Annotated in this window: 12 protein-coding genes; 6 read left to right on the top strand and 6 right to left on the bottom strand. The window is 70.2% G+C overall.

Annotation, left to right across the window (positions count from 1 at the left end; translation table 11 throughout):
* Nucleotides 1-45 precede the first annotated feature (45 nt).
* Nucleotides 46-1,572 carry an NAD(P)/FAD-dependent oxidoreductase gene (locus H2041_RS06130; RefSeq protein WP_293410716.1) on the top strand — a complete coding sequence of 509 codons (1,527 nt, stop codon included), beginning with the start codon at nucleotides 46-48 and terminating at the stop codon, nucleotides 1,570-1,572.
* Nucleotides 1,573-1,598: 26 nt separating this feature from the next.
* Here H2041_RS06130 and H2041_RS06125 read toward each other — a convergent pair whose 3' ends face one another.
* The 4 genes from H2041_RS06125 to H2041_RS06110 form a co-directional block, all read right to left on the bottom strand.
* Entirely contained in the window at nucleotides 1,599-1,985 is a 387-nt protein-coding gene (locus H2041_RS06125; protein ID WP_293410622.1) for a VOC family protein, read from the bottom strand.
* A 70-nt stretch (nucleotides 1,986-2,055) separates the two neighbouring features.
* Nucleotides 2,056-3,219, bottom strand: coding sequence for a molecular chaperone DnaJ (dnaJ, locus tag H2041_RS06120; RefSeq protein ID WP_293410620.1), 1,164 nt, complete (start codon nucleotides 3,217-3,219; stop codon nucleotides 2,056-2,058).
* 169 nt (nucleotides 3,220-3,388) lie between these two features.
* Nucleotides 3,389-5,290, bottom strand: coding sequence for a molecular chaperone DnaK (dnaK, locus tag H2041_RS06115; protein ID WP_293410618.1), 1,902 nt, complete (start codon nucleotides 5,288-5,290; stop codon nucleotides 3,389-3,391).
* Nucleotides 5,291-5,468: 178 nt separating this feature from the next.
* Complete coding sequence (locus tag H2041_RS06110; RefSeq protein ID WP_293410616.1) at nucleotides 5,469-5,969, bottom strand: hypothetical protein; 501 nt, start codon at nucleotides 5,967-5,969, stop codon at nucleotides 5,469-5,471.
* Nucleotides 5,970-5,989: 20 nt separating this feature from the next.
* Between H2041_RS06110 and H2041_RS06105 the strand changes: the two genes are divergently transcribed.
* The 3 genes from H2041_RS06105 (at nucleotide 5,990) to H2041_RS06095 (ending at nucleotide 8,334) form a co-directional block, all read left to right on the top strand.
* On the top strand, nucleotides 5,990-6,607 hold the full coding sequence (locus H2041_RS06105; protein ID WP_293410614.1) for an alpha-ketoglutarate-dependent dioxygenase AlkB: 618 nt from the start codon (nucleotides 5,990-5,992) through the stop codon (nucleotides 6,605-6,607).
* Between the two features lie 70 nt (nucleotides 6,608-6,677).
* The gene (locus H2041_RS06100; protein WP_293410612.1) at nucleotides 6,678-7,565 is read left to right on the top strand and encodes a dienelactone hydrolase family protein; all 888 of its coding nucleotides are present in this window, start codon (nucleotides 6,678-6,680) and stop codon (nucleotides 7,563-7,565) included.
* A gap of 73 nt (nucleotides 7,566-7,638) precedes the next feature.
* Entirely contained in the window at nucleotides 7,639-8,334 is a 696-nt protein-coding gene (locus H2041_RS06095) for a DUF502 domain-containing protein (RefSeq protein WP_293410610.1), read from the top strand.
* On the opposite strand, the gene H2041_RS06090 is transcribed toward H2041_RS06095, so the two are convergent.
* A complete protein-coding gene (locus tag H2041_RS06090; RefSeq protein WP_293410608.1) occupies nucleotides 8,331-8,792 on the bottom strand; it encodes a hypothetical protein in 462 nt (153 codons plus the stop codon). The two genes, H2041_RS06095 and H2041_RS06090, sit on opposite strands and share 4 nt — an antisense overlap.
* Nucleotides 8,793-8,955: 163 nt before the next feature.
* Between H2041_RS06090 and H2041_RS06085 the strand changes: the two genes are divergently transcribed.
* Nucleotides 8,956-11,376: a DNA translocase FtsK 4TM domain-containing protein gene (locus H2041_RS06085; protein WP_293410606.1), complete on the top strand. Its 2,421-nt coding sequence runs from the start codon at nucleotides 8,956-8,958 to the stop codon at nucleotides 11,374-11,376.
* 218 nt (nucleotides 11,377-11,594) lie between these two features.
* On the opposite strand, the gene H2041_RS06080 is transcribed toward H2041_RS06085, so the two are convergent.
* The gene (locus H2041_RS06080) at nucleotides 11,595-11,750 is read right to left on the bottom strand and encodes a hypothetical protein (RefSeq protein WP_293410604.1); all 156 of its coding nucleotides are present in this window, start codon (nucleotides 11,748-11,750) and stop codon (nucleotides 11,595-11,597) included.
* A gap of 96 nt (nucleotides 11,751-11,846) precedes the next feature.
* Here H2041_RS06080 and H2041_RS06075 point away from each other — a divergent pair, with 96 nt between their 5' ends.
* Nucleotides 11,847-12,575, top strand: a complete 729-nt coding sequence (locus tag H2041_RS06075) for an SDR family NAD(P)-dependent oxidoreductase (protein WP_293410602.1) — start codon at nucleotides 11,847-11,849, stop codon at nucleotides 12,573-12,575.
* Nucleotides 12,576-12,588 lie beyond the last annotated feature (13 nt).

Raw genomic sequence — 12,588 nt, 5'->3', positions numbered from 1 at the left:
CGCACCCTGGCGGCAGGGACGGACAACGAAGAGGGCGCGAAAGACATGACCCAGGCGCAGTCGGGCAAGACCGAGCATTTCGACGTACTGGTGGTGGGCGCGGGCATTTCCGGCGTGGGCGCCGCCTGGCACCTGACGCACCAGCGGCCGGGCACGAGCTTCGTGGTGCTGGAGACCAAGGACACCTTCGGCGGCACCTGGGTGACGCATCGCTATCCGGGCGTGCGCTCCGACAGCGACCTCTACACCTTCGGCTATCGCTTCAAGCCCTGGCGCGGGGCGCCGATCGCCACCGCCGAAGAGATCCTGAAGTACATGGAGGAGGTGATCGAGGAGAACGATCTCGACCGCCACATCCGCTACGGCCACACCATCACCAAGGCCGTCTGGTCGAGCGAGAAGAACCTCTGGACGGTGACCGCCACGAAGAAGGCCACGGGCGAGACGCTCACCTTCACCTGCGGCTTCCTGTGGATGTGCCAGGGCTACTACCACCACGACGAGGGCTACACGCCGCATTGGGAGGGCATGGCCGACTTCAAGGGCCCCATCGTCCACCCGCAGACCTGGCCGGACGACCTGGACTATGCCGGCAAGAAGGTGGTGGTGATCGGCTCGGGCGCCACGGCCGCGACCCTGGTGCCGGCCCTGGCGGAAAAGGCGGCGCACGTCACCATGCTGCAGCGCTCGCCCACCTATTTCGCCACGGGACGGAACGCCAACGAACTGGCCGACACCCTGCGCGACCTTGAGGTGCCCGAGGAGTGGACGCACGAGATCGTCCGCCGGAAGATCCTCAAGGACCAGGGCATGTTCGCCCAGATGGCCAAGTCCCACCCGGAGGCCGTCCGCGACGAGATCCTGAAGAACGTCGCCGCCGTCCTGCCGGAAGGCTACGACATGAGCCACTTTTCGCCGCGCTACCGGCCCTGGCAGCAGCGGCTGGCCTTCGTGCCGGACGCCGACCTGTTCAAGGGCATCTGCGCGGGCAAGGCTTCGGTGGTCACCGACCAGATCGAGCGGTTCACCGACAAGGGCATCCTGCTGAAGTCGGGCGACCTGCTGGAGGCCGACATCATCATCACCGCCACCGGCTTCCGCCTGTCGGTGATGGGCGACATCCCGTTCGAGGTGGACGGCAAGGCCGTCGACTGGGGCCAGACGCTCACCTATCGCGGCATGATGTTCACCGGCGTCCCGAACCTCGTCTGGGTGTTCGGCTACTTCCGGGCCAGCTGGACCCTGCGGGTGGACATCCTGGCCGACTTCGTCGTGCGCCTGCTCGACCACATGAAGGCGAAGGGGGCGACGAAGGTGATGGTCGATCCCGGCCCGGCCGGCGCGACCATGCCGCGGGGACCCTGGATCGACCCGGACGACTTCAATCCGGGCTATCTGATGCGCGACATGGACAAGATGCCCAAGTGCGGCGACACGCCGGAATGGCGCCACACCCAGGACTACTGGCGCGAACGGACCGAGATCCCGACCATCGATCTCGACGGTCCGGAGTTCCGCTATGAAGGCGCGGGCGCGGCGGTGAAGTCCGCGCAAGCGGTGCCGGCGGAGTAGGCCCCCCTCCGGCGCCCGGCGGCCCGTCAGGTCCGCTGGGCGATCTGGATCAGGTTTCCGCAGGTGTCGTCGAAGACGGCGACCGTCACCGGGCCCATTGCGGTGGGCGGCTGGACGAAGGTCACGCCCAGCGCCGTCAGCCGGGCGTGCTCGGCGGTCAGGTCGTCGACGCCGAACGAGGTCCAGGGAATGCCGTCGGCCTTCAGCGCGGCCTTGTAGTCCCGGCTGGCCGGATGGGCGTCGGGCTCAAGCAGCAGCTCCACCCCGTCGGGCGCCTCGGGGCTCACCACGGTCAGCCAGCGGTGCGCGCCCAGGGGCACGTCTTCCTTCTTCGCAAAGCCGAGCTTGCCTTCGTAAAAGGCCAGGGCCTTGGCTTGGTCGTCCACCAGGACGCTGGTGACAACAATCTTCATGGGCGGCTCCTAACTAGAGGCGGGAGAGCCTGGTCAATTCCGCCCAATCGCGCAACCGTTAAGTTGCGCCTTAGCAGCCGCCGGTCACCTCTTCCCAGAAGCGCTTGGCCTTGCCGATGAAGGTGGAGGACTTGGGGTGCTGCTGCTCGCCGCAGAGTTCGGCGAACTCGGCCATCAGCTCCTTCTGCCGGGCCGACAGCTTGGTCGGCGTCTCGACGAAGATCTCCACCACCAGGTCGCCCCGCTCGCGCGAGCGGAGGGAGGGCATGCCGCGGCCCTTCAGGCGCAGGGTCTTGCCGGTCTGGGCGCCCTCGGGCACCTGGACCGGGATCTTGCAGTTGCCGTCGCAGTTCTCGCCCCCCATCAGGCAGGGGGCCTCGATCTCGCCGCCCAGCACGGCGATGGCCATGGGCACCGGCACGGTGCAGAGCAGATCCAGGCCGTCCCGCTCGAAGAGGTCGTGCGGGGCCACGGAGATGAAGATGTAGAGGTCGCCGCGCGGGCCGCCGCGGGCGCCGGCGTCGCCCTCGCCGGCCAGGCGGATGCGGGCGCCGTCGTCGACGCCGGCCGGGATGCGGACCTGCAGCTTGCGTTCCTTGCGCACCTGGCCGTGGCCGTGGCAGTCGACGCAGGGGTCGAGCACGAGCCGACCTGTGCCGCCGCAGCGCGGGCAGCTGCGCTCGACGGAGAAGAAGCCCTGGCTGGCGCGGATCCGACCCGCGCCGCCGCAGGTTCCGCAGACCGTCGGGCTGGTGCCAGGCTTGGCGCCGGTCCCCTCGCAGGTCTCGCAGGTCATGGCCGCGGGCACGACGATCTCGACCTCGGCGCCGGCGAAGGCCTGCTCGAGGGTGATCTCCAGGTCGTAGCGCAGATCCTGGCCGCGGGCCGGGCCGCCGCGCCGGGCGCGGCCGCCCTGGCCGAACATGTCGCCGAAGACGTCGCCGAACACCTCGTTGAAGATGTCGTGGACGTCGTGGAACTGGCCGCCGCCGGGGCCCGCGCCGCCGCCGCCGCCGTTCACCCCGGCATGGCCGAAACGATCATAGGCCACGCGCTTCTGCGGGTCCGACAGGACCGAATAGGCCTCGTTGATCTCCTTGAAGCGGGCGGCCGCGTCCTCGCAACCGCCGTTGCGGTCGGGATGGTGTTCCATCGCCAGCTTGCGGAAGGCGGACTTCAGGCTCGCGCCATCGCAGCCGCGCTCCACGCCCAGGATCTCGTAATAGTCCCGCATGAGCGTCAGGTATCTGAATGATTATGGGAAATTAGGTGGGCATGCCCCCCGTCCGACGCAAGGCCAAGGCCAGGTCTGAACGGGGGGTGCGCATCAATGGCGCCCGGCGGCGACGCATCCCCGCCCGCCTTGTGGCGAAATGGGATGCGCCGCGCCATGGGACCGGTCGTCACGCCGACTTCTTGTCGTCGCCGTCGACTTCCTCGAACTCGGCGTCGACCACGTCGTCGCCGGCGGCGTCCGGAGACGCCTCGCCCGAGGCGTTCTGCTGGGCCGCGTACATGGCCTCGCCCAGCTTCATGGAGGCCTGGATCAGGGTCTGGGTCTTGGCCGAGATGGCCTCGGCGTCGTCACCCTCCAGGGCCGACTTCAGGTCGGTCAGAGCGCTTTCGATGGCGCCCTTGTCCTCGGACGAGACCTTGTCGCCGTGTTCAGCCAGGGCCTTCTCGGTGGAATGGACCACCGCCTCGGCCTGGTTCTTGGCCTCGACGACGGCCTTGCGCTTCTCGTCCTCGGCCTTGTGGGACTCGGCGTCCTTGACCATGGCCTCGATGTCCGCGTCCGAGAGGCCGCCATTGGCCTGGATGCGGATCGACTGCTCCTTGTTGGTCGCCTTGTCGCGCGCCTGGACGTTGACGATGCCGTTGGCGTCGATGTCGAAGGTGACCTCGACCTGCGGCACGCCGCGCGGCGCCGGCGGGATGCCGACCAGGTCGAACTGACCCAGCAGCTTGTTGTCCGCCGCCATCGGGCGTTCGCCCTGGAAGACCCGGATGGTCACCGCCGACTGGTTGTCGTCGGCCGTGGAGAAGGTCTGCGACCGCTTGGTCGGGATGGTGGTGTTGCGCTCGATCAGCGGGGTGAACACGCCGCCGAGGGTCTCGATGCCCAGGGTCAGCGGCGTCACGTCGAGCAGCAGCACGTCCTTGACGTCGCCCTGCAGCACGCCCGCCTGGACCGCGGCGCCGAGCGCCACGACCTCGTCGGGGTTCACGCCCTTGTGGGGTTCGCGGCCGAAGAACTCCTTCACCGCCTCGACCACCTTGGGCATGCGGGTCATGCCGCCGACGAGGACGACCTCGTCGATGTCGGACTTCTTGAGGCCCGCATCCTTCAGCGCCTGCTCGCAGGGGCCGATGGTGCGGGTGATCAGGTCCTCGACCAGGGCTTCCAGCTTGGCGCGCGACAGCTTGATGTTCAGGTGCAGCGGGCCGTTGGCGTTCATCGAGATGAAGGGCAGGTTCACCTCGTACTGGGTCGTCGAGGAGAGTTCCTTCTTGGCCTTCTCGGCCTCTTCCTTCAGGCGCTGGAGGGCCAGCTTGTCCTTACGCAGGTCGACCGAGTTCTCCTTTTTGAACTCGTCGGCCAGGTAGTCGACGATCCGCAGGTCGAAGTCCTCGCCGCCCAGGAAGGTGTCGCCGTTGGTCGCCTTCACCTCGAAGACGCCGTCGCCGATCTCCAGGATCGAGATGTCGAAGGTGCCGCCGCCCAGGTCGTAGACGGCGATCTTCTTGCCGTCGTTCTTCTCCAGGCCGTAGGCCAGCGCCGCGGCGGTCGGCTCGTTGATGATGCGCAGGACTTCCAGGCCCGCGATCTTGCCCGCGTCCTTGGTGGCCTGGCGCTGGGCGTCGTTGAAATAGGCCGGAACGGTGATGACCGCCTTCTCGACCTTCTCGCCGAGGTGCTGCTCGGCGGCTTCCTTCATCTTCTGCAGGATGAAGGCGGAGATCTGCTGGGGCGAATAGTCCTTGCCATGGGCCTTCACCCAGGCGTCGCCGTTCGGGCCCTTGACGATCTCGTAGGGCACCATGCCCTTGTCCTTCTCCACCGTCGGGTCGCCATACTGGCGGCCGATCAGGCGCTTGATGGCGAAGAGGGTGTTGGACGGGTTGGTGACCGCCTGGCGCTTGGCCGGCTGGCCGACGAGACGTTCGCCATCGTCCAGGATGGCCACGACCGACGGGGTCGTGCGGGCGCCTTCGGCGTTCTCGATCACCTTCGGCTGCTTGCCGTCCATGATGGCGACGCACGAATTGGTGGTGCCGAGGTCGATGCCGATAATCTTGCTCATAATCGAGTCCTGCTCGCTCCTTGTTGGCGGACGGCGCGTGGAGGGCCTTCTAGTGAAGCGCCCCGGTTCTTGTCACCGCCCCCGGTTCGAATAAGGGTCTCGGGCGGTTAGCTTAAGAAGCGCCCCGCCGTCGAGTCGCGATATGGGTAGCCACAACCCTGTCGCAAGCCCAATGACCCTAAACATTCCGGGGTTTATCGCTTTGACGCGGCGCAAGTCCGGCCAGATAGGCGCCATAGGCCAGGGCCGGAATCCGCAGCGCCGCGCCGCGGCTCGCCAGGAAGGCGTGTTGCGCCACCATGGCCTGCTGCTCGATGTTCAGATCGGCGAATCCGCGGCCGTCGAAGAGGTCGTAGGCATAGGCCGCACGGCCGTCCCCGGCGCGGATCTTGGCGGGCAGCAGGGCCGTGCCGTTCTGCGCCTGCCAGACGTGCGTCAGTTCGTGGACGAACAGGCCCTGGAGGGCCAGCGGCTCGGCGGCGAAGTCCGTCGCCGCCTGGGCCGTCGGGAAGGCGAGCAGGGTCTTGCCCGTCGCGAAGGCCCGCGGCCAGACGGGCAGGGCGATCAGGCGGATGCGGGCCGCGTCCAGGGCCTCGCCGAACATCTCGCACGCCAGGGCGCGTTCGCCGCGTGTCAGGGGGCGCAGGGTCAGGGGCTTCATGCGGGCGGCGGCGCTCATGCCTGCCTATATGGACCGCCATGAGCCTGGTTGCAGAGAACGGATTCCGCCTCCTGCCCGGACGGCTGGACCCGGCCGCCCAGAGGGACCTCCTGGCCGAGGTGATGCGCCGCGTAGAGGCCGCGCCCTTCTATCGGCCGGTGACGCCGGGCGGGAAGCCGATGAGCGTGCGCATGACCAATTTCGGCCCCCTGGGCTGGGTGACGGACGCGCAAGCCGGCTACCGCTACCAGCCGACCCATCCGCAGACGGGCGAGCCCTGGCCCGACATACCGCCCGCCCTGCTCGACCTTTGGCGGGAGGCGGCCGATGCGCCGGGGCCGCCCGACGCCTGCCTGGTCAATCTCTACGACGCGCAGGCCCGCATGAGCCTGCATCAGGACCGGGACGAGAGGGACTTCGACTACCCGGTCCTCTCGGTGTCGCTGGGCGATACGGCGGTGTTCCGCATCGGCGGGACCAGCCGGCGGGATCCGACGCGCTCGGTGCGCCTGTCCTCGGGCGATGTCTGCGTGCTGGGCGGGGGCGCGCGGCTCGCCTTCCACGGGATCGATCGCGTGCTCTCAGGCTCGTCGCAGCTCGTGCCCGGCGGCGGGCGGATCAATCTGACGCTGCGCAGGGCCGGCGCCTCGACTTGATGGCGAGGCGGCTGGACTCCCGCAGGGGCTGACCTCAGGATCGCGCCCAAGAAGAACCTTGAGGACGCCCATGACCACGCTCACCCGTCCCGAAGGGACCATGCCTTCCGACCTGAACCTGTCGCGCCGCAAGCTGGGCGCCGCCGTGCTCGGCGGCTACGCCGTCTTCGCGCTCTCGGCCCAGGCCGAGCCGATCGCCACGCCGGAGACGGGGCTCGTCACCGAGACCGTGCAGCTCTCGCCGCCCGACACCCAGATCCCGGCCAATCTGGCCCGCCCGCAGGGCGCGGGTCCGTTCCCGGTGGTGGTCGTGGTCTCGGAGATCTTCGGCGTCCACGAATACATCCGCGACGTCTGCCGCCGGCTCGCCCAACTCGGCTATGTCGCCATCGCGCCCGACTTCTTCGCCCGGGCCGGCGATCCCTCGAAGCTGACCGACTACGCCGAGATCCGGAAGATCGTGGCCACGGCGACCGACGACCAGGTGATGGGCGATCTGGCCGCGGCCATGGCCTTCCTGCAGGCGCAGGACTACGCCGACGCCGACCGAGCCGCCATCACCGGTTTCTGCTGGGGCGGCAACATCGTCTGGCAGGCGGCCCAGAAGACGGACTTCTTCGACGCCGGCGTCGCCTGGTACGGCCGCCTCGCCCCGCCGGCCGACGCCGCGCCGAGCGAGCGCCAGTGGCCCGTCGATCTGGCCGCCAAGACGTCCGCGCCCGTGCTCGGCCTCTATGCCGGCCAGGACCAGGGGATACCCCTGAGCGACGTGGAGAAGAAGCGCGCGGCGCTCAAGGCGGCGGGCAAGACCGACAGCGACATCGTGGTCTATCCGGACGCCCAGCACGGCTTCCACGCCGACTACCGCTCGGCCTATGACGCCGAGGCGGCCAAGGACGGCTGGAGGCGGATGCTGGCCCACTTCGCCCAGCATGGGGTGGCGCCGGCCAAGGCATAAGGCCGCCGTGGTTCCGTCCGGGGCGTCGGGCGTTTAGGAACTCTCGCACCTCGAGAGACCGGAGCCCTGCGTCATGGACCCCGCCGTCCGCCAATTCCTGATCCGCTGGCCGCAGACCCTGGCGGTCGGCGCCGTCACCCTCGCCCCCCTGGCGCTCACCGTCTGGGCGCTGTGGCTGCTGGCCAAGCTGGCCTCCTTGCTGGGGGCGCTGGTGATCCGGCCGCTGGCCGCCTGGGTCGGCGCGGGACCGCCGGGAGTCTTCACGACGGTGCTGGAGATTCTGACGGCCGTGGTCATCCTGACGATCGTCGGCCTGCTGGCCCGCGGCGCAGCGGGCAAGGCGGTGGGCAAGGCCGTCGACGACCTGATCGGGCGCATCCCGATCGGGCGTACGGTCTATTCCTCGGCCCAGAAGCTGATCGCCAGCTTCCACTCGCCCATGGAGCAGGCGCAGAAGGTGGTGCTGATCGAGTTTCCGTCCGAGGAGATGAAGACCGTCGGGCTGGTGACCCAGCTCTTCAAGGCCGCCGACACGGGCGAGGAGCTGGCCGCCGTCTATGTGCCGACCACGCCCAATCCGACCTCCGGCTATGTGGAGATCGTGCCGGTGAACCGGCTGGTCTGGCTGGACTGGACGCTGAACGAGGCGGTCCAGTTCGTGGTCTCGGCCGGGGTCACCGCGCCGGCCTCGATCAAGTACCGTCGCACCGGGCCGCCGCCCATGGACATGGCGGGCCCGCCGCCGGCGGAGGGGCCGCCGGCCCCCTAGAAGGGCGGAAGCTCCGAGGGCGGGGTGAGCCCGTCGACCAGATCCCCGATGGCGTCGCCGCTTTGCTGCGGCGGAGACGCTGGCGCCTTCGGCGGCGGCGCCTTGGCCGGCGGCGGACGCGGAGCGGCGGTCTCCACCGGCACCTGAAGGGCCGGGATCTGCGGGTCGGCCGGCGTGTCGGCGGCCTCGGCCACCTCGGTCTCGGCCTCGTCCGACTCGTCCTCGGCCGCGGCCTGTTCCTCCTCGTCCTCGGCGGGAGGCGCGCCGCCTTCGGTCAGGGGCCGGGCGTCGGCTGCGTTCAGCGTGGTGACGGTGGCCCCGTCGGCGGACGCCGTCTCGCCGGGCAGCCGGCCGCCTCCCGGCTCCGCGCCGAGGATGCCAAGCGCGAAGGCGCCGGCGGCGCAGGCGAACAGGATCAGCGCCACGACGCGCAGGACAGATTTCGGAACGGTCCACATGACGGCGCAAACCTAGTGCGGAGAAGGCCGGAGCGAAAGCGCGTTCCTGCGGGCGAGGGCCGGGTTCGCGCGGCGTTTTCGCACACGACCGCACCGGACGGCGTAAACGCCTCTTAACCCTCCTGTCCGATAGATCGGGTCCCTGAGTGCAAGGAGGGCGTTTATGGCGCGGGCGGCGCGGAAGACGGGTCTGGAGCTGGCGCTGCACATCGTGCGGCTGGCCTGGCTGCATCCCAACACGGCCAGGCTTCGAGGCGGGCTTCTGGCCGCCTTCGGGGTGGCGGTCGCGCTGGCGCTCGCCACCTATGACGCCGCAGATCCGAGCCTGAACGCCGCCTCCGCTCAGTCGCCGAAGAACGTCCTGGGCGCCCCCGGCGCGGTGATCGCCGACATCGGCATGCAGTCCCTGGGACTCGTCGCCGGCCTGGGCGCGCTGCTGATGGTGATGTTCGGCCTGTCCCGGGCGCTCAGCGCCGAACCGGACGCCACGCGTCGCGCCCTGCGGATCCGCGCCCTGGCGGCCTGCGCCGGCCTGCTCGGGCTCGCCGCCCTGCTGGCCTGGCCCGCCCCGCCGGCCGTCTGGCCGCTCGCCAAGGGCCTGGGCGGCTTCTGGGGTCACGGCCTGCTGAGCGGCGCGGCCGGCCTGCTGGACTTCGCCCGCATCCCCGCGGCCAAGCCCGTGGCCGCCCTTCTGCTCGGGGGGCTCGGATTGATCGCCCTGGGCTTCGCCATCGGCCTGAGGAAGGTGGACGCCGCGGCCGTGGCCGAGGGCCTCGCCCAGCGCCTCGCCGCCCGGCCGAAGGTGGAGATCGAGCCGCCCGCACCGCCGGCGCCCGCCCGCGCCGCCCGTGCGCGGCGGGCCCAACGCGATGCGGGCATTCCCGACGCGGCCCTCGACCCGGCGCCGTCGCCGAGCGTGGCCGCCACCATCCCGCTTCGGCGCGAGCCCGAGCCGGAGGACGAGGGGGCCGAGTTCGACGAACCGCCGGCCGCCGCCCCGCTCAGCATCCGCAAGCCCAAGACGCCGCCCAAGGAGTCGCCGCGGGAATCGCGCGAGAACCAGGGCGTGTTCGACTTCGTCCGTCCGGACGGCTTCACCCTCCCCGAGCTCTCCATGCTGGCCAAGCCCAAGCCGCGGGCGGCCGCCTTCGACGAGGGCGCCCTGCGCCAGAACGCCCAGCTGCTGGAAGGCGTGCTGGCCGAGTTCGGCGTGCGCGGCCAGATCGACCAGATCCGCCCCGGCCCGGTGGTCACCCTCTACGAACTGGTCCCGGCGCCCGGCGTGAAGTCGGCCCGGGTCGTGGCGCTCTCCGACGACATCGCCCGCTCCATGTCCGTCGCCGCCTGCCGCGTCGCCGTGGTGCCCGGCCGCAACGCGATCGGCATCGAACTGCCGAACCAGAAGCGGGAAACCGTCTATCTGCGCGACCTGCTGGCCAGCGCCGAGTACGAACGCTCGACGCTCGCCCTGCCCATGGCGCTCGGCGAGAACATCGGCGGCGAACCCTATATCGCCGACCTGTCGAAGATGCCCCACCTGCTGATCGCCGGCACCACCGGCTCGGGCAAGTCGGTGGGCGTCAACGCCATGATCCTGTCGATCCTCTACCGGCTGGCGCCCGAGCAGTGCCGCTTCATCATGATCGACCCCAAGATGCTGGAGCTGTCGGTCTATGACGGCATCCCGCACCTGCTGGCGCCCGTCGTCACCGATCCGAAAAAGGCCATCGTCGCGCTGAAATGGACCGTGCGCGAGATGGAGGACCGCTACCGGCTGATGTCCAAGATCGGCGTGCGCAACGTCGCCTCCTATAACGAGCGCGCCAAGGAGGCCGCGGCCAAGGGCGAGCACTTCGAGCGCACCGTCCAGACCGGCTTCGACGACAACGGCCGCCCGGTCTATGAGAGCGAGCGCATCGATCCCAAGCCCATGCCCTACCTTGTCGTGGTCATCGATGAGGTGGCCGACCTGATGCTGGTGGCGGGCAAGGACGTGGAAGGGGCGGTCCAGCGCCTGGCCCAGATGGCGCGGGCCGCCGGCATCCACCTGATCATGGCGACGCAGCGGCCGTCGGTGGACGTCATCACCGGCACCATCAAGGCCAACTTCCCGACCCGGATCTCCTTCCAGGTCACCTCCAAGATCGACAGCCGCACCATCCTCGGCGAACAGGGCGGCGAGCAGCTGCTCGGCCAGGGCGACATGCTCTACATGGCCGGCGGCGGACGGATCACCCGCCTGCACGGCCCCTTCGTCTCCGACGAGGAGGTCGAGGCCGTGGCCAAGTTCCTGCGCGCCCAGGGCGAGCCCCAGTATGTGGAGGACGTCACCGCCGGCGGCGACGAGGAGGAGGGCGGCGGCGACTTCGGCGGGGCCGGCGGCGGGTCGGGCGACGACCTCTACGACCGCGCCGTGGCCGTGGTCACCCGCGACGGCAAGGCGTCCACCAGCTACGTCCAGCGCCGCCTGCAGATCGGCTACAACCGGGCGGCCTCGCTCATCGAGCGGATGGAGCAGGAAGGGGTGGTCAGCCCGGCCAACCATGCGGGCAAGCGCGAGATCCTGGTCGGCGCGCCGCCCTGATCTTCCGACGCGGGACGTCTGAAGAACGGGTGGGCGCGCCCGGCTCGGCCGGGGCGGGGCTGGGGGGAGAGAAGCGTCCCGACCGCGTATCCGAGCGCGCCCTGTGCGGACCGACAACGCAACCTGGGTGAGAGGCCGCGCGTGGGGAGAGGCCCGCACCGCGCTGATTTGAGGTCGCGGCGGCGCCGATCAAGCCACTGCGACGATTTGGCCAGGCGTCAGGCCAGCCCGCCGCGTGAGCGACGCATCGCCTCGCGCCGCTCGGCCGAGGCCTGGCGCAGGCGGCTCCACGCGGGGAAGCGCGGCGTCGGCGGCGCGGACCCTCTCGGCGCGGTGTCGGGCGTCTTTTCGGGAAGCCTCAGCATGAGGGCCATGTAGGGTCTCCTCCGTCGGACGGAAGCCCCAAAGCGCGTCGCGGTGCGTCGAAAGCCCGGCGCGCGCCGTATCACCCTGCTAGGGAGGCGTCAGGCATGGCCGAAGGTCGAGGAGCCGCGGTGGTCTTGGGCGCAGGCGGAGGCCTGGGCGGCGCCCTGCTGGCGCGCCTGGCGCAGGAGGACCCCGAACGGCCGCTGCTGGCGCTTTCGCGAACCCGCCCGGAACGGCTGCCGAAGAGCGCCCACTGGGCGCCTCTCGAACTGACGGACGAGGCGACGATGGAGGCCGCCGCGGCGCGGCTCGACGATCTGGGGCCGGCCGACCTCGTCGTCGTCGCCACCGGCCGCCTGCACGGAGGCGGCCTTTCGCCGGAGAAGAGCTGGCGCAGCCTTTCGGCCGACGGCCTGATGGCCGCCTTCGCGATCAACGCCGTCGGCCCGGCGCTGGCGGCCAAACACCTGCTGCCGCGCCTGTCCCGGGATCGCCGGGCGGTGTTCGCCGCGCTTTCGGCCCGCGTCGGCTCGATCGGCGACAACCGGCTCGGCGGCTGGTACGGCTATCGCGCATCGAAGGCGGCGCTGAACCAGCTCGTGCGGACGCTGGCCGTCGAGCTCGCCCGCCAGCGGCCCCAGGCGATCTGCGTCGCCCTGCATCCCGGAACGGTGGACACGGCGCTCAGCGCGCCCTTTCAGGGCGGCGTCGCGACCGAGAAGCTCTTTGCGCCGGACTTTGCGGCCGAACGCCTGCTGGCGGTGCTGGCGGGGCTGACGCCTGCCGACAGCGGCGGCTTCTACGCCTGGGACGGCGCGCCGATCCCCTGGTGAGGACGCTTCGTCT

The organism is Phenylobacterium sp. (assembly GCF_013911965.1).
In the GTDB taxonomy this organism is placed as follows: domain Bacteria; phylum Pseudomonadota; class Alphaproteobacteria; order Caulobacterales; family Caulobacteraceae; genus Phenylobacterium.
This window is presented reverse-complemented; position numbering and strand designations above follow the sequence as displayed.